Origin of the sequence: Solibacillus daqui (assembly GCF_028747805.1) — a bacterium.
In the GTDB taxonomy this organism is placed as follows: domain Bacteria; phylum Bacillota; class Bacilli; order Bacillales_A; family Planococcaceae; genus Solibacillus; species Solibacillus daqui.
Window position 1 is genome coordinate 117,501 of the sequence record NZ_CP114887.1, and the last position, 22,774, is coordinate 140,274.

The 22,774-nt window shown below is 39.8% G+C and carries 21 protein-coding genes and 2 rRNA genes (1 of these 23 running past the window's edge); 16 read left to right on the plus strand and 7 right to left on the minus strand.

Translation table 11 applies throughout. The features are described 5' to 3' along the window. Together O7776_RS00605 and rrf are read left to right on the plus strand one after the other, a co-directional pair. Positions 1–1,721 (plus strand): 23S ribosomal RNA (locus O7776_RS00605); it begins 1,207 nt to the left of the window's first position. A gap of 64 nt (positions 1,722–1,785) precedes the next feature. After that, a 5S ribosomal RNA gene (rrf, locus tag O7776_RS00610) occupies positions 1,786–1,901 on the plus strand. Between the two features lie 54 nt (positions 1,902–1,955). Here the strand turns inward: rrf and O7776_RS00615 are convergent. Beyond that, positions 1,956–2,627 (minus strand): LytTR family DNA-binding domain-containing protein, encoded by a 672-nt coding sequence (locus tag O7776_RS00615; RefSeq protein WP_274308749.1) that lies wholly within the window; start codon positions 2,625–2,627, stop codon positions 1,956–1,958. 216 nt (positions 2,628–2,843) lie between these two features. On the opposite strand from O7776_RS00615, the gene aceA reads away from it, so the two are divergent. Beyond that, complete coding sequence (gene aceA / locus O7776_RS00620; protein WP_274308750.1) at positions 2,844–4,127, plus strand: isocitrate lyase; 1,284 nt, start codon at positions 2,844–2,846, stop codon at positions 4,125–4,127. A 397-nt stretch (positions 4,128–4,524) separates the two neighbouring features. Here the strand turns inward: aceA and O7776_RS00625 are convergent, their stop codons facing one another. Beyond that, positions 4,525–6,444: an SEL1-like repeat protein gene (locus O7776_RS00625; RefSeq protein ID WP_274308751.1), complete on the minus strand. Its 1,920-nt coding sequence runs from the start codon at positions 6,442–6,444 to the stop codon at positions 4,525–4,527. 183 nt (positions 6,445–6,627) lie between these two features. Between O7776_RS00625 and O7776_RS00630 the strand changes: the two genes are divergently transcribed. The 6 genes from O7776_RS00630 (at position 6,628) to O7776_RS00655 (ending at position 11,245) form a co-directional block, all read left to right on the plus strand. Then, positions 6,628–7,365 carry a glycosyltransferase family 2 protein gene (locus O7776_RS00630; RefSeq protein ID WP_274308752.1) on the plus strand — a complete coding sequence of 246 codons (738 nt, stop codon included), beginning with the start codon at positions 6,628–6,630 and terminating at the stop codon, positions 7,363–7,365. 43 nt (positions 7,366–7,408) lie between these two features. Next, entirely contained in the window at positions 7,409–7,786 is a 378-nt protein-coding gene (locus tag O7776_RS00635) for a YkvA family protein (RefSeq protein WP_274308753.1), read from the plus strand. A 173-nt stretch (positions 7,787–7,959) separates the two neighbouring features. Continuing rightward, entirely contained in the window at positions 7,960–8,949 is a 990-nt protein-coding gene (locus O7776_RS00640) for an ABC transporter substrate-binding protein (RefSeq protein WP_274308754.1), read from the plus strand. A 16-nt stretch (positions 8,950–8,965) separates the two neighbouring features. Beyond that, the gene (locus O7776_RS00645; protein ID WP_274308755.1) at positions 8,966–9,958 is read left to right on the plus strand and encodes a FecCD family ABC transporter permease; all 993 of its coding nucleotides are present in this window, start codon (positions 8,966–8,968) and stop codon (positions 9,956–9,958) included. Further along, positions 9,958–10,740 carry an ABC transporter ATP-binding protein gene (locus O7776_RS00650; protein ID WP_274308756.1) on the plus strand — a complete coding sequence of 261 codons (783 nt, stop codon included), beginning with the start codon at positions 9,958–9,960 and terminating at the stop codon, positions 10,738–10,740. The genes O7776_RS00645 and O7776_RS00650 overlap by 1 nt, the downstream gene beginning before the upstream one ends. Before the next feature lie 10 nt (positions 10,741–10,750). Then, positions 10,751–11,245 (plus strand): HugZ family pyridoxamine 5'-phosphate oxidase, encoded by a 495-nt coding sequence (locus O7776_RS00655; protein WP_274308757.1) that lies wholly within the window; start codon positions 10,751–10,753, stop codon positions 11,243–11,245. 50 nt (positions 11,246–11,295) lie between these two features. On the opposite strand, the gene O7776_RS00660 is transcribed toward O7776_RS00655, so the two are convergent. From O7776_RS00660 to O7776_RS00675, 4 genes are all read right to left on the minus strand, one after another. Then, the gene (locus O7776_RS00660) at positions 11,296–12,240 is read right to left on the minus strand and encodes an N-acetylglucosamine kinase (RefSeq protein ID WP_274308758.1); all 945 of its coding nucleotides are present in this window, start codon (positions 12,238–12,240) and stop codon (positions 11,296–11,298) included. Next, positions 12,233–13,756, minus strand: coding sequence for an argininosuccinate lyase (gene argH / locus O7776_RS00665; protein ID WP_274308759.1), 1,524 nt, complete (start codon positions 13,754–13,756; stop codon positions 12,233–12,235). Before argH ends, O7776_RS00660 begins: the two co-directional genes overlap by 8 nt. A 127-nt stretch (positions 13,757–13,883) precedes the next feature. Then, on the minus strand, positions 13,884–14,774 hold the full coding sequence (locus O7776_RS00670) for an EamA family transporter (protein ID WP_274308760.1): 891 nt from the start codon (positions 14,772–14,774) through the stop codon (positions 13,884–13,886). A gap of 20 nt (positions 14,775–14,794) precedes the next feature. Continuing rightward, the gene (locus O7776_RS00675; RefSeq protein ID WP_274308761.1) at positions 14,795–15,355 is read right to left on the minus strand and encodes a GNAT family N-acetyltransferase; all 561 of its coding nucleotides are present in this window, start codon (positions 15,353–15,355) and stop codon (positions 14,795–14,797) included. A gap of 146 nt (positions 15,356–15,501) precedes the next feature. Between O7776_RS00675 and O7776_RS00680 the strand changes: the two genes are divergently transcribed. From O7776_RS00680 to O7776_RS00705, 6 genes are all read left to right on the plus strand, one after another. Further along, complete coding sequence (locus O7776_RS00680; protein ID WP_274308762.1) at positions 15,502–16,452, plus strand: carbohydrate kinase family protein; 951 nt, start codon at positions 15,502–15,504, stop codon at positions 16,450–16,452. 237 nt (positions 16,453–16,689) lie between these two features. Then, the gene (locus O7776_RS00685) at positions 16,690–17,802 is read left to right on the plus strand and encodes a helix-turn-helix domain-containing protein (RefSeq protein WP_274308763.1); all 1,113 of its coding nucleotides are present in this window, start codon (positions 16,690–16,692) and stop codon (positions 17,800–17,802) included. Positions 17,803–17,805: 3 nt separating this feature from the next. After that, complete coding sequence (locus tag O7776_RS00690) at positions 17,806–18,006, plus strand: PLD nuclease N-terminal domain-containing protein (RefSeq protein WP_274308764.1); 201 nt, start codon at positions 17,806–17,808, stop codon at positions 18,004–18,006. Beyond that, positions 18,003–18,905, plus strand: coding sequence for an ABC transporter ATP-binding protein (locus O7776_RS00695; protein ID WP_274308765.1), 903 nt, complete (start codon positions 18,003–18,005; stop codon positions 18,903–18,905). The genes O7776_RS00690 and O7776_RS00695 overlap by 4 nt, the downstream gene beginning before the upstream one ends. Beyond that, positions 18,892–19,674: an ABC transporter permease gene (locus O7776_RS00700; RefSeq protein WP_274308766.1), complete on the plus strand. Its 783-nt coding sequence runs from the start codon at positions 18,892–18,894 to the stop codon at positions 19,672–19,674. Before O7776_RS00695 ends, O7776_RS00700 begins: the two co-directional genes overlap by 14 nt. Before the next feature lie 170 nt (positions 19,675–19,844). After that, positions 19,845–20,552, plus strand: coding sequence for a CBS domain-containing protein (locus O7776_RS00705; RefSeq protein WP_274308767.1), 708 nt, complete (start codon positions 19,845–19,847; stop codon positions 20,550–20,552). On the opposite strand, the gene O7776_RS00710 is transcribed toward O7776_RS00705, so the two are convergent. Then, entirely contained in the window at positions 20,536–21,237 is a 702-nt protein-coding gene (locus O7776_RS00710; protein WP_274308768.1) for a DUF421 domain-containing protein, read from the minus strand. The genes O7776_RS00705 and O7776_RS00710 overlap by 17 nt on opposite strands. An 81-nt stretch (positions 21,238–21,318) precedes the next feature. On the opposite strand from O7776_RS00710, the gene O7776_RS00715 reads away from it, so the two are divergent. After that, a complete protein-coding gene (locus tag O7776_RS00715; RefSeq protein WP_274308769.1) occupies positions 21,319–22,518 on the plus strand; it encodes an MFS transporter in 1,200 nt (399 codons plus the stop codon). Positions 22,519–22,774 lie beyond the last annotated feature (256 nt).

Genomic DNA, 22,774 nt, shown 5'->3' on the forward strand with positions numbered 1-22,774 from the left:
GATGCATACCGTTGGTATGCGTGGTAGGAGAGCGTTCTAAGGGCGTTGAAGTCAGACCGGAAGGACTGGTGGAGCGCTTAGAAGTGAGAATGCCGGTATGAGTAGCGAAACATGGGTGAGAATCCCATGCACCGTATGACTAAGGTTTCCTGAGGAAGGCTCGTCCGCTCAGGGTTAGTCGGGACCTAAGCCGAGGCCGATAGGCGTAGGCGATGGATAACAGGTTGATATTCCTGTACTACCTCCCCACCGTTTGAGAAATGGGGGGACGCAGTAGGGTAGGGTAAGCAGAGCGTTGGTTGTCTCTGTTCAAGCAGTAAGGTGTGTGCGTAGGCAAATCCGCGTACTTTAACATTGAGCTGTGATGACGACTCCGTATGGAGGAAGTTCCTGATCTCACACTGCCAAGAAAAGCCTCTATCGAGGTGGGAGGTACCCGTACCGCAAACCGACACAGGTAGTCGAGGAGAGAATCCTAAGGTGTGCGAGAGAACTCTCGTTAAGGAACTCGGCAAAATGACCCCGTAACTTCGGGAGAAGGGGTGCTCTGGTAGGGTGTATAGCCCGAGAGAGCCGCAGTGAATAGGCCCAGGCGACTGTTTAGCAAAAACACAGGTCTCTGCAAAACCGTAAGGTGACGTATAGGGGCTGACGCCTGCCCGGTGCTGGAAGGTTAAGAGGAGTGGTTAGCGCAAGCGAAGCTGCGAATTGAAGCCCCAGTAAACGGCGGCCGTAACTATAACGGTCCTAAGGTAGCGAAATTCCTTGTCGGGTAAGTTCCGACCCGCACGAAAGGCGTAACGATCTGGGCACTGTCTCAACGAGAGACTCGGTGAAATTATAGTACCTGTGAAGATGCAGGTTACCCGCGACAGGACGGAAAGACCCCGTGGAGCTTTACTGTAGCTTGATATTGAATTTTGGTACAACTTGTACAGGATAGGTAGGAGCCAGAGATCTCGGAGCGCCAGCTTCGAAGGAGGCGTCGGTGGGATACTACCCTGGTTGTATTGAACTTCTAACCCATGCCCCTTAGCGGGGTAGGAGACAGTGTCAGGCGGACAGTTTGACTGGGGCGGTCGCCTCCTAAAAGGTAACGGAGGCGCCCAAAGGTTCCCTCAGAATGGTTGGAAATCATTCGTAGAGTGTAAAGGCATAAGGGAGCTTGACTGCGAGACCTACAAGTCGAGCAGGGTCGAAAGACGGGCTTAGTGATCCGGTGGTTCCGCATGGAAGGGCCATCGCTCAACGGATAAAAGCTACCCCGGGGATAACAGGCTTATCTCCCCCAAGAGTCCACATCGACGGGGAGGTTTGGCACCTCGATGTCGGCTCATCGCATCCTGGGGCTGTAGTCGGTCCCAAGGGTTGGGCTGTTCGCCCATTAAAGCGGTACGCGAGCTGGGTTCAGAACGTCGTGAGACAGTTCGGTCCCTATCCGTCGTGGGCGTAGGAAATTTGAGAGGAGCTGTCCTTAGTACGAGAGGACCGGGATGGACACACCGCTGGTGTACCAGTTGTCTTGCCAAAGGCATCGCTGGGTAGCTATGTGTGGACGGGATAAGTGCTGAAAGCATCTAAGCATGAAGCCCCCTCAAGATGAGATTTCCCATTACGCAAGTAAGTAAGACCCCTGAAAGACGATCAGGTAGATAGGTTCGAGGTGGAAGTGTGGCGACACATGTAGCTGACGAATACTAATCGGTCGAGGACTTAACCACATGTTTATGAATATCAATGAAACGTTTATCCAGTTTTGAAAGAACAATCTTTCAATTGAATAAGTGAAGTGATGATGGCAAAGAGGTCACACCTGTTCCCATACCGAACACAGAAGTTAAGCTCTTTAGCGTCGATGGTAGTTGGGGGTTTCCCCCTGTGAGAGTAGAACGTCGCTTCGCACGAATGAAAACCACTGAGAAATCAGTGGTTTTTTTGTGGCTAAATTTGTAGTATTAAAACTTTAAAATACCTCGTAACTCATTAATATAAGATTGACTAATAGGTAACTCAGTACCATCTTTTAGATGAACAATAAAGTTTGAAGTTAAATCGCGTGTGATTTTCTTTATAAAGAAAATATTAATAATATAAGAACGATGGATACGAACAAAAGTGCTTGGAAGCCTTGTTTGTAGCTCTTTTAAAGTGACGGCAGTTTTATATTGCTGCTTATTTGAATAAAACCATGTACGTTTTTGGAGGCTTTCAATATAAGAAATTTGCTCAATTGGTACAGGGATCCAATCTTCGTGTTGTTTCCCTGTTAAAAATTGATATAGATTAGGTGCTTCAATTTTAAAGAGTGGAGGCAACACGACAACAAGTGCACCAAGTTGGCTATCTATTGTGATAGGATAGCCAATTGCATAGTATGGCGTATCGAATAAGCTAGTATCCATAACTGCATCAATTTTTTTCTTTTCATGTAGTACTTTAAAGGCAATGCTGTTTTCTGGTACAGGTGAACCAATTGATAATGAAAAGTTATGGTGACCTGAACGGAAGTAAATGAATGTATAATTCACTGCAATTGCGATTGAGGCATCACTTGGAATCCAATCTTCTAAAATAACTTTATACTGTTCTAAAACACTCTTCTCCACATCAACTTTGTTTAAATTCAAATTAATTCAACCCCTTCTGTATTATCCAACTTTTAGAAATTCATCCTTCAAATACAACATCCTATCTTTAAATTAACCTATTTTGTCAGAAAATAATGAAAAATTAAATTTTCTGTTATATATTATGTTACACGAGGAACGTCTGTTATGGAACAGTAAGTTTATTGTTTTTTTAGCAGAATTTTTATACACAAATGGGGAAGGTGGAAATTTCATATGACAACTCGTCAAGAAAGAATCGAAGCTTTACAAAAGGATTGGGCAGAAAACGCTCGTTGGAAAGGTATTGAGCGTGGTTACTCAGCTGAAGAGGTTGTGAAATTACAAGGATCGTTCATTCAAGAGCAAACGTTAGCAAAACGTGGTGCTGCACGTCTTTGGAACTCATTACACGAACAGCCATTTATCAACGCTTTAGGTGCTTTAACTGGTAATCAAGCAGTTCAACAAGTAAAAGCAGGTTTACAAGCAATCTACTTATCGGGGTGGCAAGTAGCAGCTGATGCAAACCTTTCTGGTCAAATGTATCCAGACCAATCTTTATACCCAGCAAACTCTGTGCCAGCAGTAGTGAAGCGTATTAACCAAGCGCTACAACGTGCTGATCAAATCGATCATTCAGAAGGTCGTGAAGATGGTTTTGACTGGTTCGCGCCGATCGTAGCTGATGCTGAAGCAGGCTTCGGTGGTCCGTTAAACGTATTCGAATTAGTAAAAGGTATGATTGAGGCTGGCGCTTCAGGCGTACATTTAGAAGATCAATTAGCTTCTGAGAAAAAATGCGGTCACTTAGGTGGTAAAGTATTGCTTCCTACACAAAATGCAGTACGTAACCTGATTGCTGCACGTTTAGCTGCTGACGTAATGGGTGTAGATACAGTGTTAATCGCACGTACGGATGCAGATGCTGCAGATATGGTAACTTCTGATATCGATCCACGTGATGCAGAATTCATCACTGGTGAACGTACTCCAGAAGGTTTCTACCGTACAAATGCAGGCATTAAGCAAGCAATCGCTCGTGGTTTAGCTTATGCGCCATATGCAGATTTAATTTGGTGTGAGACGTCTCACCCATCGTTAGAAGAAGCTCGTGAGTTTGCAACGGCAATCCACGCTGAATTCCCAGGAAAAATGTTAGCGTACAACTGCTCGCCTTCATTTAACTGGAAAGCTAAGTTATCAGATGAAGAAATCGCTGAGTACCAACGCGAATTAGGAAAGTTAGGATACAAGTTCCAATTCATTACGCTTGCTGGTTTCCACAGCTTAAACTACTCAATGTTCGAGCTTGCGCATGACTATAAAGACAATGGTATGGCTGCATACTCTAAATTACAACAAGCTGAATTTGCCGCAGAGTCTAAAGGTTACACTGCAACTCGTCACCAACGTGAAGTGGGTACAGGTTACTTTGACGAAGTATCACAAACAATTTCAGGTGGTACATCTTCAACAACTGCAATGTCTGGATCTACTGAGGCTGAGCAATTCGTATAAAATTTGCAAGGTTATATCAACGTTTCATAAACAGGGTATTGCAAAATAATAATTTTAATGTGTGAAAGTTTATTTTTGGGGCACTGTTGGGGAATAGTAGCCTAGTAAATCTTTGTTATGCCGAAGCAGAGATTGAAGAAAAGTTTACTGTGTAGCACATAAAAATTTTACTTTTATGGATACAAACTTCGAACATCTCTCAACTATAATATCAAAGTCGAATTGGAACGCGGCTTTGATATGGGATTGCCTCCCATTATATAAATGTTAAACTTAGGGGTATTTAATAAATGAAAATATGTCTTTCTAGTCAGGATGGGGCTAGGAAGGCATTTTTTTATTTGGGTAGTAGGGTGTTTAGCGGGAAGGGCCATTTTAAAAGGACCTTCCCTTTTGGTTATAAATTTTGTTCAATGGCTTCTTTTAACCATCTTGTTGCTTCGGTATAATCTTGTGCGACACCGAGCCCTTTTTTATAGAGCATGCCGAGTTGGAATTTTGCTTTGATATGCCCTTGTTGTGCAGCGCGTCGATACCACTTGGCTGCTTCTTGGTAGTCTTGAGCAGTCCCTTCACCGTTTGCATACATTTGAGCCAGTTGGAATTGAGCTTTTCCTAGCTCTTTCTTAGCTGCAAGAGTAATCCATTTAAAGGCCTCGTTAAAATCTCGTTTTGTGCCAAGTCCTTTATCGAAAATGTTACCGAGTTGATATTGTGCATTAACATGCCCCTGCTCTGCGGCTAAACGATAGCAATGACGGGCTTCATCGTAATTAACTTGTATGCCAAGCCCTTTTTCATATAAAAGGCCCAGCTGATATTCGGCCTCTGCATCATTTTGAGTTGTAGCCGCACGGAACCATTTAAAGGCTTCTTGGTAATTTGGAAAGCTTTGTTCATCGCCTAGAGCAAGAAACCCAAGCTGTAGCTGAGCTTGTACATGATTTTGTATGGCCGCACGTTTTAACCACTTAACACCAGTTTCATCATAGCCTGTTTCAATATAGAGCATGCCTAAATCAAAATTTGCGCTAACATGTTCATTGGCAGCTGCTTTTAAAAACCATTCAATCGCTTGAGCGTTTGCTACTTTCGTATGTTGCTGTTTATAAATAAGCCCGAGTGAATATTGTGCGTTTGTATGTCCATGATTGGCCGCAAGAGTGAGCCATTTGATAGCTTCTTCTTCATTTTGAGCAATACCTTGTCCTGCTTTATAGAGAAGGGAAAGCTGGAATTGCGCGCTTGTATGATGTTGCATTGCTGCTGATAAAAACCAGTAAGCCGCTTCTTCAAAAGATTGTGTGACACCTTGTCCTTTTGAATGCAAGTAGCCAAGGTTGTATTGAGCACTTGCATCACCAGCCTTCGCCGCCTGTAAAAATAATTCCGCAGATTTTGCGTAATTTTGAGTAACCCCTTGTCCATTGTGGTATAAAAAGCCAAGGTTGTTTAGCGCGCTCGTATTGCCTTGAGCAATTGCGAGTTCATACCACTTTGCCGCTTCTTTAAAGTTTAGGGGGACGCCTTTCCCTTGATTGTATAATGAGCCAAGGTTGTATTGAGCGTCTGGATTGCCAGCGGTAGCTGCTAATAGATACAGTTCCGCCGCTTTTTGCTCATCCTGCTCGACACCATTGCCAAGTTGATACAACACGCCTAATGCATATTGAGCGTTTGAATCCTGTTGATCAGCCGCCAGCGTATACCATTTTGCTGCCTCTATATAATTCCGCTTAACCCCCTTGCCGTGATTATACAAAACACCGAGATTGTATTGGGCACTGTTATTCCCTTTTTGAGCGGCGATTAAAAACCATTTAGCGGCATCCTCGTAATTGTGTGTTACCAAATCAAGCGTTTCATAATCGCTAGTTGTTGGGAGGTTTTCTACATCTAACAGAGCGGCTTTCGTTAATTTTTCGCCTTTTGATAAGTTTTGGATATACCAATCCGTTACATCAATTAAATAATCGAGCACCATTTGGGCTACTTTTGTATTAATTAATTCATTGGTGTTCGTTATGGTCATTTTTTGAATTAAATTCATCAACAAATACATACGACGTGGTTTTATTTTTTCAGTAAAGCTTTTGTTATTCAAGAGTGTACGTAATTCGTTTTTTGTACCATCCTTTTTCATATCTTTGGCATATAAATCGCGAACGATAATGCTTAAGGCGATATTAGCTTTCTTTAAAGACAGGCTTGGCTTTGAGATTGTATAGCGTGCAGAGCCTTGAAGAGCGTCAGTTAATGGACGATGTGTTGCTGGAATCCTATTGCAAAGTGTTGTGAGCAAGTCGCGATCTACCATAAACGTAGTCACTCCTTCCGATATTCGTTAAGTATCCTTTTTATCGGAAAGTTCTGAAGAAAGTGGAGTATTTCTGATGGGGGGACATTCTGAACGAATAGCTAGAGTAAAGTTGGACATTGTAATTTGCTAAAATAGTCGATAGAATTTAGTAAATATTTCTATTTCAAAGGAGCATGCAAAATGGAGCAAACAATTGTGTTAATTCCTGCGTTGAACCCATTACCAACCATTGTACACTTTGTAGAAAAATTAAAAACGCTTGCAATCGAAAAGATTATTATCATTAATGATGGTAGTGATGTGAAATATAATGAAATTTTTAAGCAATTGCTCAAGCAAGATTGTATTGTCTTAACGCATGAGCGAAACATTGGAAAAGGTCAGGCATTAAAAACAGGTATGAACTATATCGTGAAATCAACCTTGCACGCAAAAGGGGTCGTAACTGTTGGGGCGCATGGTCAGCACTCTATTTTAGATGTTGAACAAATTTTAGCAAGTACAAAAATTTTTTCAGACGGTATCGTATTAGGTATTCGTGATTTTAAAGGTTCGGATTATCCAATTATTAGTAAAATACACAACCGTGCGAGTTCAATGCTTTTTGAGCTATTTTTTCATAAGCGTTTATTAGATACACAGACTGGCTTACGCTATATTCCAAGAGAACATTTGTCTTGGCTATTAAAAGTGAGTGGCGAGTCTTTTCGCTATGATACGAATATGCTTGTTGAGGCCATTAAGCGAAAAGTCCCTTTATACGAAGTGCCAATTGGTCATGCCAAACTGCGGAAAAATTCTATTATTTACTACGATGAAGTAACGAATCATGCCCAAGTTTTACAGCAAATGTGGAATAATTTTTTCCATAAGGGCAATTCAGCGAATGAAACTTTCTCAAAGCGAAAACGTAAATAAAATGTATCTTTAATTTGCGAAGATGCTTGAAGGAGGAAGGGTTATGGAACAGGATTACAATTTTGATAAAATGATTGCAGGTCAGGAGAAACATTATTCTGATAAAAAGTTTTTAAATAAATTTAAATTTTTTGGTGGGGGCTTAGGACAAAAAGCGATGCTGGCAGCTGCTACATTGTATGTCACACTGCGTAGCCCAGAAATGCCAAAGATGAATAAAATGATTGTGCTTGCTGCGTTAGGTTATTTTATTTTACCGTTTGATTTAGTAGCAGATTTTTTACCACTTGCTGGTTTAACAGATGATGCATTTGTCATTTTAACGGCATTAGGGAAAGTATATTTATCCATAACTGATGAGATGAAGCTTGAGGCAAAGCAACTCGTTGAAACGAAATTTACTAAAAATCATCAAGAATAATGTTTGTATAAGCTTAGTCATTTACTAGGCTTATTTTTTTTTCTATTGATCAAATACTTTTACTTACAACAGAAAAAATATAATTTTAATTCTCAATTAACTATTGATATTCTCATTTATAGTTGGTAATATATGAAATTGAAAATCATTATCAATTAAGGAGGTTAAATTATATGAAAAAATTAGTAGGATTCGGTGCGTTATTTTTATCTGTTGCTTTATTTGGTTGTTCAGATGAGGAAGCACAAAAGCAACAACCGATTGAAGCTAATGCTCAGTCTGAAGGAACAACAACGGAGCCAGAAAAACAAGAGCAAGGCTTTAATGATGGCGTTGATGAAGCATCTTTCCAAGAAACATTAGCAACATTCCCTGAAACAGTCCCAGCAAATATTGTAACGACATCTGTTCCGATTACAGAAATGTTGCATTTATTAGATATTGAACCCGTTGGCGTCCCAACATCAACGAACCCAATCCCAGCTGATTACGATTCGATTGCACGTATTGGTTCACCAATGGCACCAGATTTAGAAGTGATTTCGAGTTTACAAACGGATTTAATTATTGGTTCAGAAGCGTTGAAGGATTCATTGGATAAAGCGTTAGAAGGCTTGAACCTACAAGCATCGTACTTACGAACAGATTCGTATGATGACTTAAAGTTAAGCTTTAAAGTGTTAGGAACTTACTTCGGTAAAGAAGATTTAATGAATGAAAAAATGCAAAATATCGTTGCCAAAGAAGAAGAATTAAAGACAAAAGCAGAGGGTAAGGAATTGCCATCTGTCATGCTTGTTATTGGTACAGCTGATTCATTTATGGTGATGAATGAGAAATCGTATTTAGGAAGTTTAGTTGAAAACTTAGGTGCAGAAAATATTGCGCAAACGGTATTAAAAGCAGAATCTACTTACTCAGCGATGAATTTAGAGGATGTTGTTGTTGCGGATCCAGATATGATTTTTGTTTTAGCATCAGGGGATCACGGGGCAAACAAAGATAAATTTAAGCAAGAAATTGAGCAAAATAGTGCCTGGACACAATTATCTGCGTACAAAAATGATGAAATCCATATGTTAGATTATAGTACGTTTGGTGTAACGTCGATTGCCAATGTCGAAACAGCGTTAACGACAATTTCAGAGTATTTCTTTAAGTAGTGTAGGGGAAGTAACAATGATTTCAACAAAGAGAAATAAAATGATTGTAAGCATCGCATTCGTTTTCGCGATAGTTGCAGGGGTTGTAGCCATTGGTATCGGCAGTGTGAAAATTGCCGTACCGGATATTTTAACAACACTTTTTAATGGACGAAATGTAGATGGTGTTTTTACAACAATTGTATGGGATATTCGGTTACCACGTGTACTATTAGCATTAATTATTGGTGCAAATATTGCTATTTCAGGTGCATTACTGCAAGGTGTAATGGGGAATCCGTTAGCAGATCCGGGACTTACTGGCGTTACGAGTGGCGCGGCTGCCTTTGTATTATTTATTATTTTGGTGAATCCAGAATGGACACATCTTATTCCGATTGCGGCTTTTATTGGTGGATTATTAGCAGCAGGGGTTGTATATGCACTCGCATGGCGTAAAACGGGCATTACTCCGATTACGATTATTTTATCGGGTGTGGCGGTGAACGCACTATGTGGTGGGATAATCGGCTTTTTATCAATTTTATATAGTGACCGATTACCCTCAGCGGTTCAGTGGATGAATGGAAGCTTGGCTGCAAAGGGACATTCGGCATTAAATATGATTTACATTTATGCAATTATCGGGTGGGTCTTATCGATTTTTACTATTCGAAAGGCAAACATTATTCGTCTTGGCGACCAGGTGGCAGTTAATTTAGGTGAAAATGTAACACGTATTCGCATTGTGCTATCGATTTTAGCTGTATTTTTAGCGGCCATTTCAGTAGCGGCAATTGGAATGGTTGGCTTTGTTGGTTTAATTGTTCCACATATGGCGCGTATGCTAGTAGGCTCGGATTATAAATACATGCTGCCGATGAGCATGGCATTAGGGGCCATTGTCCTATTAATTGCTGATACAGGGGGGCGTACATTATTTGCGCCACTCGATATTCCTGCGGGTATTTTAATGGCGGTTATAGGGGCTCCGTACTTTTTATACTTAATGAGAAAGAGGGCGTTTTAATGCTGAAAATTGAACAGTTAGCAGTTCGTTATGAGCAAAGGGAAGTTGTCCATAATTTTTCATTTGATGTAAAAAAGGGCGAAGTAGTTTCCATTATCGGTCCGAATGGTTCGGGTAAATCCACGATTTTAAAGGCGATTGCGCGAATGCAGCCTTATCATCAAGGGACGATTTGGTTAGAAAACCAAAATATGAAGCAGTTGAAGTCGAAGGATATTGCAAAAAAGCTTTGTATTTTAAGTCAAAAAAACCAAGCTCCGAGTGATATTACTGTACGCAATTTAGTAAGCTATGGTCGTTATCCCCATAAAAAGTGGTTTGAACGTTTGGACGAGTATGATTACGAAATTATCGATTGGGCTTTAGAAAAAACGCATTTACTTCATTATCGTGATCAATCGATTGCTGCTTTATCTGGTGGAGAATCACAACGTGCGTGGATTGCGATGGCTCTTGCGCAAAAACCAGAGATTTTATTATTAGATGAGCCTACAACCTATTTAGATATTGCCCACCAGCACGAAGTATTAGAATTAGTGCGAGAATTGAATCGTGATACAGGGTTAACGGTTGTCATGGTGCTTCATGATTTAAATCAGGCATCAAGCTATAGCGATAAAATTATTGTTGTGCAAGAGGGGCATCGTGCTGAAATTGGGACGTCACAAGAAGTCATTACAGAACAAATGATTCGTTCTATTTATAAAATGGAGGCTGAAATTCAGCAAGTAAATTGGGACCCAGCGCCACGCATTCAATTAAAAAATACGGTAAAAAGTTAGGAGAATTCGAATGCAAAAACCGATTGATATCGAAGAAATTCGTGTAAATTATAAAACGTTTAAAGAAAATAAAAAAAGTCTAATGCTTAGCTTGATAGACGAAGAAGGAAATCCTTTTAGTAGTACTGCTGCCTTTGTACAATTAGATGGAAAATTCTATATATACATTAGTAAAATTGCCGAGCATTATGCGTTATTAGAACGTGCACAATTCGCTGATGTATTATTTGTAGCAGATGAAAGTGTAACACAAAATCACTTTGCAACTGAGCGTGCGCGTTGGCAATGTAAACCAACTCTTTTAGGTAATGAAGGTCATGAAGAAATATTTGAGAAATTTAATGAAGTACACAATGCTAATATGATGAAATTATTGCGTACATTAGACTTTAGCCTATTTGAATTAGCTCCCATTAATGGACGTTATGTAGTGGGATTTGGTAAGGCATTTGATATCGATGTAGCGGAAGATTCATTAACGCATGTTGTCATTGATAAAAAATAAGGGTAAAGGCTTGTTTGCGCATGGCAATGATGTGTAAACAAGCCTTTATTTTAGTTGAATTGAATATGCTCGAAAGCATGTAAACCACGCTGAAAGATGGCTTCTAGCGGCTTATCTGCACAAAGCTCGATCTTCATTGCAGGATAGATTTGCTGAATGGTTTGTGTGACAGCTTCTAAGATAAACGGATTATGTTTTAGTACGCCTCCATTAAAAAATAATGTATGAGCTTCGTTTTGATAGCCGACATTTTTTAACGAAGTGATGATAAGTTGTATAAGCTCCTGAACAGCATCCTGTGCAATTTTTTGTGCAACGGTATCCTGTTGCTCAACGGCCTTCTGTAAAAATGAACCAAAATGAGCTAATCGGCTGTTCGTATAGTCCGATGAATAAATGTAATTATACAATTCATCTGTTGAATTCACTTGATGACCTTGTAAAATGAGTTTTGTTAATGCTGTCGTCTCGTTGCGTCCATCTGCGGCACGGAAGATTGCTTTGGCAATTTGTTTACCAATCCAATAGCCACTCCCTTCATCGCCAATCCGATGTCCCCAGCCTCCTGTACGGCTCATTTTATCATCAATTAGGCTGTAACAAATAGCACCTGTTCCCGAAATTAAAAGACTTACATTATTTTTTCCAAGCCCTTTAGTTGTTGCCTCAGCATCATTTTCTAAAATGATATGACCAAATGTAAATGGGCTACGCGCAATACTTTGCTGAATAATGTCCCCAACGATTTTTTCATCTTGTAGGGTATCCACTCCAGCAATAGCAAATACTGCGACATCAATATGCAGGCTTGGCAAATGCGCGGCGGCACTTCGTAAAAGTCCTGTAAAGACATGCTGTACATGTTCTATGCCAACTGCTTGATAATTCGAGCTTGTGGATGTGGCACTAAAAAGCTCTCGTCCATCTGTTGTACGAATGGTCATTACCGTATTTGTTGCACCACCATCTACTGCAAGTATGTAATGATTAGTCATGCTGCACCCACTCCTTTAAAATTTGATCAAGTTGTTCTTCGGCTCGGATAATATTTCCTGTTTTCTCACGCAACCAGTTTTCAAGATTAACGGTGGCATCCGTTGCCTGGACTAATGATTCACGCATCGTAGCCGGCGCAGGTCCACCTTTTAATGTACGAATATGAACGAAATATTCCGGCTGGAGAGTCTGATAAAAGGCGATTTCGTTAATTTGTAATGATTTTCCTGTTACTTGGAGGCATTTTTCATTTGCTAATTGCCATGTTAATGAGCTCAGTGATTCCTTATGATGTGCAAGTAATTCACGCACACAAAGACTGACGATTTTATGCGATTGGCGGAAAGAAATATTTTCCGAGCGTACGAGTGTATCGGCAAGCTCAGTGACATTGGCAAAGCTATTTTGTGCACGGCGTAGCAGGCTTTCTTTGTTAACATCCATTGTGACAATCAAGCTACCAAATAGTTTATAAATGCCGACTAATTTATCGATAGCACGCCATAAGTAAGGCTGCATGTCGTCCTCTGTATCGACAATATCTCCAAATGGCGTGTTATGTACCATTTGTAAAACGGTTGCGGCATCTCCGACGACAGAGGATAACAATGAGCGTGTATGTTCGATGGAAACAGGATTGCGTTTTTGCGGCATAATGGAACTGATCTGTACATACGGACTCGCGAGCTTAAAGGCATTGAATTCTTGCGTAGCCCATAGTAGAAAATCTTGTGAGGTGCGCCCTAAATTAAGTGCTGCTAGTTGGACAACACTTGCTGCTTCAGCAATATAGTCTGCACCTGCCACGGCATCCCATGCGTTTTCAATTAAATCGTCAAAAGCAAGAAGCTGTTGCATCCGTTCCCGACTAATTGGGAAACCTGTTGTTGTTAATGCCGCAGCCCCCATACTACTGCGATTAATTGTTTCATATGCAGATTGCATGCGTTGATAATCCCGTGTTAATTGATCAATTACTGCCTTTAAATAATGTGCAAATGTCGTTGGCTGGGCTTGCTGTGTATGCGTGTAGCCAATCATAATCGTTTCAACATGTTCTTCGGCAAAAGCAATGAGCGCACTACGTAAATTGAGTAGCTCTTGCATTAACGTAAGCAGTTTTTTACGCAGTGTCATGCGGTAAATGGCGATCCCCATATCATTCCTGCTACGCCCAATGTGTAAATTTCCAGAAATATCACCACCGAGCTCGATTAATTTATTTTCAATACGGAAAAATAAGTCCTCGAATTGCGGGTTATAATCATGGGTTTTATAATAGTCCAAATCTAATTGATGAATTGCTTGCCCGATTTGCCGAGCTTGCTGTGAGGTTACTAAATTTTGCTCTTCAAGCATTTTTAAATGGGCAATATGAATTTGGATCATCGAATTTAAAAAGTGTTTGCGCGCTTCGTCATAAGCCGGTTGTAACACCATTTGACGATAGCTATTGGAAGGAAAATGAACGCCCTCTTTTTCATTTACTTGATTGCGAAAATCTTGAAAAAACATTTGTTAATGGCCTCCAATCAAAGCATAAATCTTCTTGCCTTACCCTTTAATTTTACAATTGTTAGAATATTATATCAATTTGAAATAAAAAGAGCGAGCAGATGTAAAATCCGCTCGCTTTCTGTTTTTAAATGGTATGTTTTTTTGCAGCAAAATATGAAGGCAATGTCATGCCGATCAGCACGAGTAATATTCCGCTGATCTGCACAATCGTTAAACTTTCCTTTAAGACGATTACAGATACAATAATCGCTACGGGTAGCTCCATTGCACTTAAAATCGATACAAGACCACCGCCCACTTTTGGTGCAGCAATGGAAAATAATAAAATCGGGAAAATAATCCCGAATAATCCGAGTGCTAAGCCAAACTTCCAAAGCCCAGCTGATAATTGTCCATTCCATAATATTTCAGGTGATAAAATTAACAAAATGATGACAAGTGAAATAATGGATAATATAAAGGTGCGCCCAATTGTTGTAACGCCTTCAACAGGGCGAGAATTGACTTGTAAAAAGGCAGCAAAACTAAAGGCAGCAACTAATCCGAGGACCCAACCTTGCCAAGCGATTTGCGATAGGTCCACATCTAAAATACCAGCCGCTAAAATCGTACCTGCAAATAAGAAGGCGAGGGAAATGAGTTCAATACGACTTGGAAAACGCTTTTTAATCATGCAGTCCATGAAAAGCCCAATCCACGTAAATTGGAATAGCATGACAACTGCCAGTGAAGCTGGTAAATAATTCAAGCTTTGTCCATATACAGTTCCAGTAATAGCTGTAAGGGAACCCGCTAATAATAGGGTAAAAGCACCGGATTTTGATACTTTTGGTAATGTACGTTGGGTCGTAACAAAAAGTATAAGTGCTAAAAAGAAGCCAAATAAATACTGGCTTGTAACCGCTTCAGCTGATGTAAATCCGTGCTGCATGGCCACTTTGACAATGGTTGATAAAATCCCATAGCTACTAGAGGCAATAATAATTAATAATGGATAAATCCAACTTTGTTTCATTCGTGTTTCTTCCTATTCTATTAGAGCGACTTCACCATATGATGAAACGGTTCATTAATAATTGTCCACGGCTCAGTCACTACAAAGCCCATGCGTTTGTAAAGACGGCGTGCATCAAGTTTTTCTAGTTCTACATTTAACGATAATTTTTGATAGCCAAGTTCTTTCGCATGTTGTTCGGCAAAATGTAGCAATTTTGTACCGATACCTTGTCCACGGGCATTCTGTGCCACGCAAATTGTATCAATATAATATTCATCTGGGTGTGCTTCCACATCTAATGTAACATGAATATTTTTTTCAGCAAGCTGTTGTTCTAATTGACGATCGAGATCAACGCCCTGCTGTCCGTTATACAAAACGACGATTCCTAAAATATCGGTATCTTTTACGGCTACAAATGTATTTATATAGCTATGGCGATTCGTTGTTTCTACAACAAATTGTTCTAGGGAATTAATAACTTTCGATAACTCCTGCTCACCAGTTAAATTATTTGCAATGTCTCCAATAGCGTCATAAATTAAAGGAGCAACCATTTTTGCGTCCTGTGGTGTTGCTTGTCGAATAGAAATTGTCATATAAATCCTCTCCTTAAAGAACAAAGTATAACAGAAATGTGACATATACGCGAAAAGAGTTACTGTCAGAATAGTTTAAAGTTTTATGGATATATCATATTTGTGGTAAATTAAAAAGAACTACAATGTCGGAGGTTAGACAACTCATGAGTCAGATAGACAAAGAATTCGTTCTCATTTATGGAGACGCGTTCGTTGATTATATTGCAAATGACCAAACAAATACGTCATTTACGAAGTTTTTAGGTGGCGCAACCATTAATGTTGCGGCGGGAATTAGTCGAATTGGTGCCCCTTCTGCATTAATTACGATTACAGGTGATGACGAAACTTCAGAATTTTGTCGTCAAGAGATTGTTAAAGAAGGCGTGAATATGGATTATGCGGTATTTGACCCCGCAAAACGTGTCTGTGGTGTGTATGTACATTTAACAGAAAATTGCGAGCGCGAATTTAAAGATTATGTCGATGAGACACCGAATTTACAAGTAACACCAGAGCAATTACAAGAAGAAGCATTCAAACGAGCTTCGGTATTTAATATTTGCTCAGGGACAATGTTTGAAGCCACTGCGCTAAAAACAACGCGCGCAGCAGTAGATATGGCGAAGGAAAAAGGGACCATTATCGCGATTGATGCTAATATCCGACCATTACGATGGGAGTCTGAAGAAATTTGCCGCGAAACAATTGGTGCATTTTTTGACGATGCAGATATTTTAAAGCTGACAGATGAAGAACTATTCTTCTTAACAGAAACAACTACAATCGATGAAGGTTTAGCGAAGTTGGACGAGCTATTAGTGCCGATTATTTTAATTACAGTTGGTGGCGATGGTGCGTATGCTGTATTAAACGGAGAAATTATTCATGTCCCGGTAGAGCGTATCGTACCAGTGGATACAACAGGCGCTGGTGATGCCTTTATGGCGGGTATTTTACGTTACGTCCACTTCTATGGATTACCAACCATCAAAGAGGATTTAGTGAAATGTGTGGCGTTTGGAAATAAATTAGGTGCCCTTGCTGCAACAAAGGCAGGCGCATTAACTGCGTTGCCGAGCTATGAAGAAATTAAGCATTTAATTGAACAATAAAATGTTAAGGAAGCCCAAATGATAAATGGGCTTCCTTTTTTTTATCATTTCTTTCATACTAAATCGTTTGGTCACGAATTTACGCAGTCCAATGCAATCCAAAAGACGCTATAAAGTACAATAGTGCGCGCATATAAAAATGTAACCATTAGTTGACGAAAGCTTTAAAACGTAACGTATATTCGCTATAAATTTGGCGGGATTATTTTTATAATAAAGATAAAGAGGTGAAGGATGATGAGCAATTTTCGATTTGCGGCAATATTTATGCAAAAACGTAAGCAGCTTAATGTAACGCAAGAAGATATCGCCCGTTATGTCGGAATTTCAAGGGCAGCCGTTTCAAAGTGGGAAAAGGGGCAAAGTTATCCGGATATTTCGTTACTGCCTAAGCTTGCGGCGTATTTTAATGTGACGATTGATGATTTATTGGGCTACGAGCCACAAATGAATGAGCAACGTATTATGAAAACGTATGCGGATTTGGCAGCGAAGTTTACCAAGTTACCGTATGAAGAAGTAGATATGCAAATTGAGGAACTGGTGGAAGAATATTATTCATGTTTTCCATTTCTATTAAAAATGGCGCAGCTGTATGTGAATTACTTCAATTTAGCGCAAAATAAAGAAGAGGCAACGGAAAAAATTCAAAACCTTTGTATTCGTGTGAAAGAATTTAGCGGCGATTATAAGCTTGTAAATGAAGCAACGATAATTGAAGCATTAAGCTATATTTTACAAGGAGAGCCGCAAAAAGTATTGGCATTGCTTGGTGAGGATGCGAAAGTGCAACTCGGCGCGGAACAGCTTATAGCAACTGCACAAACGATGCTTGGGCAAACCGAAAAAGCAAAGGAAATTTATCAAGTTAATCAGTATCAGTACTTACTAGGCATGCTCTGTAATGCTAGTGAAATGTTGATGCTTGAAATGCCTAACACCGCTTATTTTGAACAAATTGTAACGCGTGTGGAAGTGATACTGGACACGTTTCAGATTGAAAAATTAAATGTTAATACGGCACTTGTCTTTTATTTGCGTGCGGCAAGTGGCTTTGCAATGCAAAATCGCACAGAGGAGTCGCTACGCTGTATAGAGCGTTATGTTAAAATCTGTATTCATATGGATTTTCCTATTCGTATAACGGGTGATGCGTACTTTTATTTGCTAGAAGATTGGGTGAAGCGTGAAGTAAATTTAAACGCCCAATCACCACGTGATGATGAATCCATTAAAAAATCATTGTATGAAAGTGTTGCAGAAAACCCGATGTTTGAGAGCCTAAAGGAGCATGCACAGTTTATAAGTTTAGTGAAAAATTTACAAAATCATTTGCGTATAGGAGGTTAGAAAATGGAGGAGTTAGTGAACATTCCTTGGGGGTTAATTGCACCACTATTAGTTTTACAATTCATTTTGGCCATTGTAGCCATTATTGATATTGTCCGTATTCATGATACGCGCGGACCGAAATGGATGTGGATATTAATTTCACTGTTCGTCAATACACTTGGACCAATTGCATATTTTATCGTTGGACGTAAAAGCCAATGATGACGATAGACGTACAAAATTTATCGAAGCAATTTGGCCCGAAAAAGGTTGTAGATAATGTATCGTTTACGTTAACCCCAAATAAGGCAACGGCACTCATTGGTCCAAATGGTGCCGGTAAAACGACAACGCTTTCGATGCTCGCAGGGTTACTTAAGCCAACAAGCGGTAAAATTTTTATGCCAGGTGTAATGGATGTACGTACAGCTATCGGTTTTTTGCCACAGTATCCACAGTTTTATTCTTGGTTAACAGCACTTGAATACATGGAAATGTTTGCAAATTTAAGTGGCGTTGATAAGCGTTCAGTAAAGGAAAAGTGCAAAAAAATGCTGTCGTTTGTTGGCTTGGAGGATGCCATGCACAAAAAGACGGTTACTTTTTCAGGTGGGATGAAGCAGCGTTTAGGGATTGCACAGGCACTCATTCATGAGCCAAAGTTATTACTGCTTGATGAACCTGTGTCGGCGCTTGATCCAGTAGGCCGTCGTGAAGTCATGAATTTATTAAAAGAGGTGCAGCAGCAAACGACGATTTTATATTCGACGCATATTTTAAATGATGCGGAGGAAATGACTGATCAGCTACTATTTTTACGTGAGGGGCGCTTAGTAGAACAAGGCTCGTTAGTTGAAGTGAAGGCAAAGTTTGAACAGCCACGCTTTAAGGTGACGTTTGCAAATGAGCAGCAGGCACTGCAATTTGCACAGCTATCCACGCTCCCTACAACTAGTGAAGGTTGCTATGCCTATGTTGAAATTATCGATGCCCAACCAACAATGCAAGAGCTTCTGCAGCGTTTAGCAAATTCGACATTTGAAATAGTGAAAGTGGAGCGTCAAACGGCAAGCTTGGAGGAAATCTTTATGAAGGTGGCGGGTGAACATGCAACAATTTAGCACGTTCTTGTTAAAAGAATGGCGTGATAGCTGGCGTAGCTTCAAGCTGATATGGATTCCGCTTGTCTTTTTACTGTTAGGGGTAAGTGACCCACTAATAAATTATTTCTTGGATGATATTTTGCAAGCAGTTGGCAATATGCCTGAAGGATTTGAAATGATACTCCCAGAACTTAGGCCAGTAGATTTATTGGCGGCTTCTACCGGGCAATTTCAGTCAATTGGAATAATCATTTTGATTGCGGCGTATATTGGAACGTTTAGCCGTGAGCGACAAAATGGTACGGCGACATTATTATATGTACGACCGATTTCGTTTAGCGCACTGTTTTTTAGTAAATGGATTGTCGCAAGTATTATTGCGGTAGTGAGTGCTATTGCTGGCTATACGGGGAGTATGTATTACACGGTACTACTATACGGTACAGTTGACTGGGGTAAGTTTTTTGCAATGGTTGGTACGTATTGTGTGTGGTTATTATTGGTTATGGCACTTATCGTTGCAATGAGTGCTGCGTTTCAAACAGCCGTGGCGGCAACGATTACGATAGTATTAGTACCATTGGGCTTATTCATGGATTCGTTAATCGGTAGCTTTTGGAAAGTGTCACCATGGAAGCTCTCGAATTACGGAATGGCATTATTGACCGATAGCGTGCTCATGAAAAACTATTGGTGGACGTTTGGACTTGTAATGGTATTGATGTTAGTAGCGATTATATTTGGTATAGCAATGAGTAAGCGCAATAGTGGCAACGTGAGATTGTAAGTTGTAGGAGCGAAGGCTGTACCCAATTTTTATTTGAAATAAATTAAAAAGTACAATTTTCTTCTTGGAGGAAAATTGTACTTTTTCTTATGGCATATTTTTAAACATTAACTTTTCTCAAAATTAGGAATATAATATCTTTTAGGTGTATTTTACCAGGATGGGTTATTGTGAAAAATTCGGACCGTTTTTTAACGGCATTTAATCGCATTGACCACACAATGCGTGACATTGTTGATGCAAAGGGTTTTATGGCCTTTTATAGGTTAATTGACCAAGCGAAAAACAAGAGCCCACTTGTACGTAAATATGAGGACGACCTGCGTTCATTTGCCGATTTACGCAATGCAATTGTGCATAACCGTACATCGATGGAATATGTAATTGCAGAGCCACATACCGAAATTGTTGAAAAAATTGAGCATATTGATGAAGCAATCGCTAAACCAAAGCTCGTTGGACAACTGTATCGTAAGCGCGTGTATACACTTCAAACGACGGATTCCTTACAACATGCATTAAAGGTAATTCGTAAGAAAAAGTATACACAATTCCCCGTTTATGATGAACGCAAGCGGTTTCAAGGGCTTGTGACAACGGTTGGAATTACAAACTGGCTCGCCACGACCATAACAGGGGCAAAATTGCAGGTACCAAATCACATGCCAATAGTAAAAGACATTTTACAACATGAAAAAAACAAAAAAAATTATCAATTTATTAGTCGCTTTCTGACGATTTATGAGGCAGAGGAAATTTTTAAACTTGGTGTCGAGCGTGGACGTCGTTTTGAAGCATTACTCATCACCGAGCATGGGCGTCCACACCAAAAACTGATTGGTATTGTAACACCAATCGATATTATGAAGGTGGACTAGCGTTTTTCAGGCTAATGTAGAACGAGCCATTTTCTAAAATTTGTACATAATATATTGCTTCAACATCATGCAAGTTTTTCTTTGATAACTTTTTCAAGAGCCATTCTTCCGTTAATTGTAGCTTGTCTAAGTTTTCATAAATAACTTGACCATCGGAAACAAGTTCAGTTGGTAAATATTGTGGAGCTGGAGCGGATACATGTACGTCTTCTTTTGTAGCGGTACGAGCAAGTGGCTTCTTCATGACGCTTAAATTTCCATTGGTTTCAAAAACAGCGTGCAGTACTTCGTCGAAAGAAAAAATACTTTGTTCACGTAATAGCATTGCTAGTTCATCGGTATGAAGGCGCGCTTTTTTGAGATGATCATTTAAGATGATGCCATTTTGAATGACAATCATCGGTTTGTCATCAAATAATACACGGGCCTTTTTGGATTTTAATGATACGAAACTCACCGATATGGTTAACACTGTCCACCAGATGAGTGCAACAAGACCGTCTAAAAAAGGTGTTTCTACTTGTGCAGATATTTCAGCGGCAATCGAGCCGAATGTTATACCAGTAACATAATGGAAGAACGTAAGTTGGCTTAATTGTTTTTTTCCAATAATGCGTGCGAGTAGGAGTATTGCAAAAAACGCAAAACTTGAACGAATTAGCATTTCCCATAAATTTAATTCCATTGACATCACTCCTTATAATCGGTAGCATGGACAAAAAATAATGGAATTATGCGATTTATCAAAGAGAAAGAATGTGAAAATATGTCGACAACAACCGTGAAACAATCGAATCCAATCTATCCAATTATGGTCGCAATTGGCGTTTGTCACTTAATTAATGATACGATGCAAGCTGTTATTCCTGCGATGTTTCCGTTACTTGAGCGTGATTTAGGGCTAACGTTCACACAGCTTGGGATGATTTCGTTTGTGTTAAATATGTTTGCAAGTTTACTACAGCCTGCAGTTGGGTTTATGACAGATAAACGCCCATTTCCGTATGCATTACCACTTGGGATGGTGAGCTCGTTTATTGGGTTGTCTTTACTCGTTTTATCTACGCAATATTGGATGATTTTAGTGTCGGTATTATTTTTAGGGCTTGGCTCAGCGGTGTTTCACCCAGAAGGCTCACGTGTATCATTTATGGCAGCAGGGAATAAGCGTGGTTTAGCACAGTCTATTTATCAAGTGGGGGGCAATTCAGGACAAGCGCTCGCTCCATTACTAAGTGCATTTGTTATTTTACCCTTTGGTATGAAGGGTGCAGCGATGGTATTAGTACTAACATCGATAGGGATTTTTTTATTAACGAAAATTTCCGCTTGGTATAAGCGCCAACTAGAGGCAGAAAAATTGTCGAAAGTCAAAAGAGTGCTTGTTTCATCACTCCCTCCATTAACAAAAAAACAAGTGGGCTTTGCGCTTGTTGTGCTGTTATTTATTATTTTTGCGCGTTCATTTTATGTTACGAATATGACGAGTTTCTATGTATTTTATTTAATTGATCAGTATGGGATATCGGTAGAACGAGGTCAGTTATTTATTTTCATTTTTATGGCGCTAGGTGTTGTTGGAACGTTTTTTGGAGGACCATTGTCGGATAAATATGGACGTAAAAATATTATTTTATTATCGGTAATTGTGCCGATTCCATTTTGTTTAGCATTACCGTTTGTTCCGCTTTATGTTGCCTTAGTATTGCTCATTATTATTGGAATGCTTATTATGATTAGCTTTACTGTGACAGTTGTTTATGCGCAGGAGCTTGTCCCATCCAAGATTGGAACGATGGCTGGATTAACCGTTGGTGTGGCGTTTGGTATGGGGGCGATTGGCTCAGTTGTCATTGGAATAGTCATGGATATGATGGGTATTCGCTTTACGATGATCGCCGTGTCGTTTTTAACATTACTATTGTTTGTGGCATTTTTATTACCAAAGGATAATGCATCAACTTAACTTGATTCAGAGGGGGTTCAAACTGGCTGAATAGATGAACTTAGATTAAGAGCGCCGCGTCGTGCGCAAAACCTAAGTGACCATCACATATTGGTCAATGTCCCCGGCGGAAAAGGGAGGTTGAAAGATAATAATATCAACCACCCTTTTTTATTAATCAACCTAACATTGAGTAAATTTACTAACAAAAAATGGATTGATTTCAGTGTTCTTTTTTTGAGTGTATTTGAAAAAAAGCTGTTCCAATAATGTGGAA

Bases quoted from the DNA above. Each gene is read 5' to 3' on its own strand.
- O7776_RS00695 (WP_274308765.1), top strand. From the start codon at position 18,003: ATGATGACGATAGACGTACAAAATTTATCGAAGCAATTTGGCCCGAAA.
- O7776_RS00660 (WP_274308758.1), bottom strand. From the start codon at position 12,240: ATGACTAATCATTACATACTTGCAGTAGATGGTGGTGCAACAAATACG.
- O7776_RS00635 (WP_274308753.1), top strand. From the start codon at position 7,409: ATGGAACAGGATTACAATTTTGATAAAATGATTGCAGGTCAGGAGAAA.
- aceA (WP_274308750.1), top strand. From the start codon at position 2,844: ATGACAACTCGTCAAGAAAGAATCGAAGCTTTACAAAAGGATTGGGCA.
- O7776_RS00625 (WP_274308751.1), bottom strand. From the start codon at position 6,444: ATGGTAGATCGCGACTTGCTCACAACACTTTGCAATAGGATTCCAGCA.
- O7776_RS00640 (WP_274308754.1), top strand. From the start codon at position 7,960: ATGAAAAAATTAGTAGGATTCGGTGCGTTATTTTTATCTGTTGCTTTA.
- O7776_RS00710 (WP_274308768.1), bottom strand. From the start codon at position 21,237: ATGGAATTAAATTTATGGGAAATGCTAATTCGTTCAAGTTTTGCGTTT.
- O7776_RS00680 (WP_274308762.1), top strand. From the start codon at position 15,502: ATGAGTCAGATAGACAAAGAATTCGTTCTCATTTATGGAGACGCGTTC.
- O7776_RS00670 (WP_274308760.1), bottom strand. From the start codon at position 14,774: ATGAAACAAAGTTGGATTTATCCATTATTAATTATTATTGCCTCTAGT.
- O7776_RS00630 (WP_274308752.1), top strand. From the start codon at position 6,628: ATGGAGCAAACAATTGTGTTAATTCCTGCGTTGAACCCATTACCAACC.
- O7776_RS00715 (WP_274308769.1), top strand. From the start codon at position 21,319: ATGTCGACAACAACCGTGAAACAATCGAATCCAATCTATCCAATTATG.
- argH (WP_274308759.1), bottom strand. From the start codon at position 13,756: ATGTTTTTTCAAGATTTTCGCAATCAAGTAAATGAAAAAGAGGGCGTT.
- O7776_RS00655 (WP_274308757.1), top strand. From the start codon at position 10,751: ATGCAAAAACCGATTGATATCGAAGAAATTCGTGTAAATTATAAAACG.
- O7776_RS00645 (WP_274308755.1), top strand. From the start codon at position 8,966: ATGATTTCAACAAAGAGAAATAAAATGATTGTAAGCATCGCATTCGTT.
- O7776_RS00700 (WP_274308766.1), top strand. From the start codon at position 18,892: ATGCAACAATTTAGCACGTTCTTGTTAAAAGAATGGCGTGATAGCTGG.
- O7776_RS00650 (WP_274308756.1), top strand. From the start codon at position 9,958: ATGCTGAAAATTGAACAGTTAGCAGTTCGTTATGAGCAAAGGGAAGTT.
- O7776_RS00675 (WP_274308761.1), bottom strand. From the start codon at position 15,355: ATGACAATTTCTATTCGACAAGCAACACCACAGGACGCAAAAATGGTT.
- O7776_RS00690 (WP_274308764.1), top strand. From the start codon at position 17,806: ATGGAGGAGTTAGTGAACATTCCTTGGGGGTTAATTGCACCACTATTA.
- O7776_RS00685 (WP_274308763.1), top strand. From the start codon at position 16,690: ATGAGCAATTTTCGATTTGCGGCAATATTTATGCAAAAACGTAAGCAG.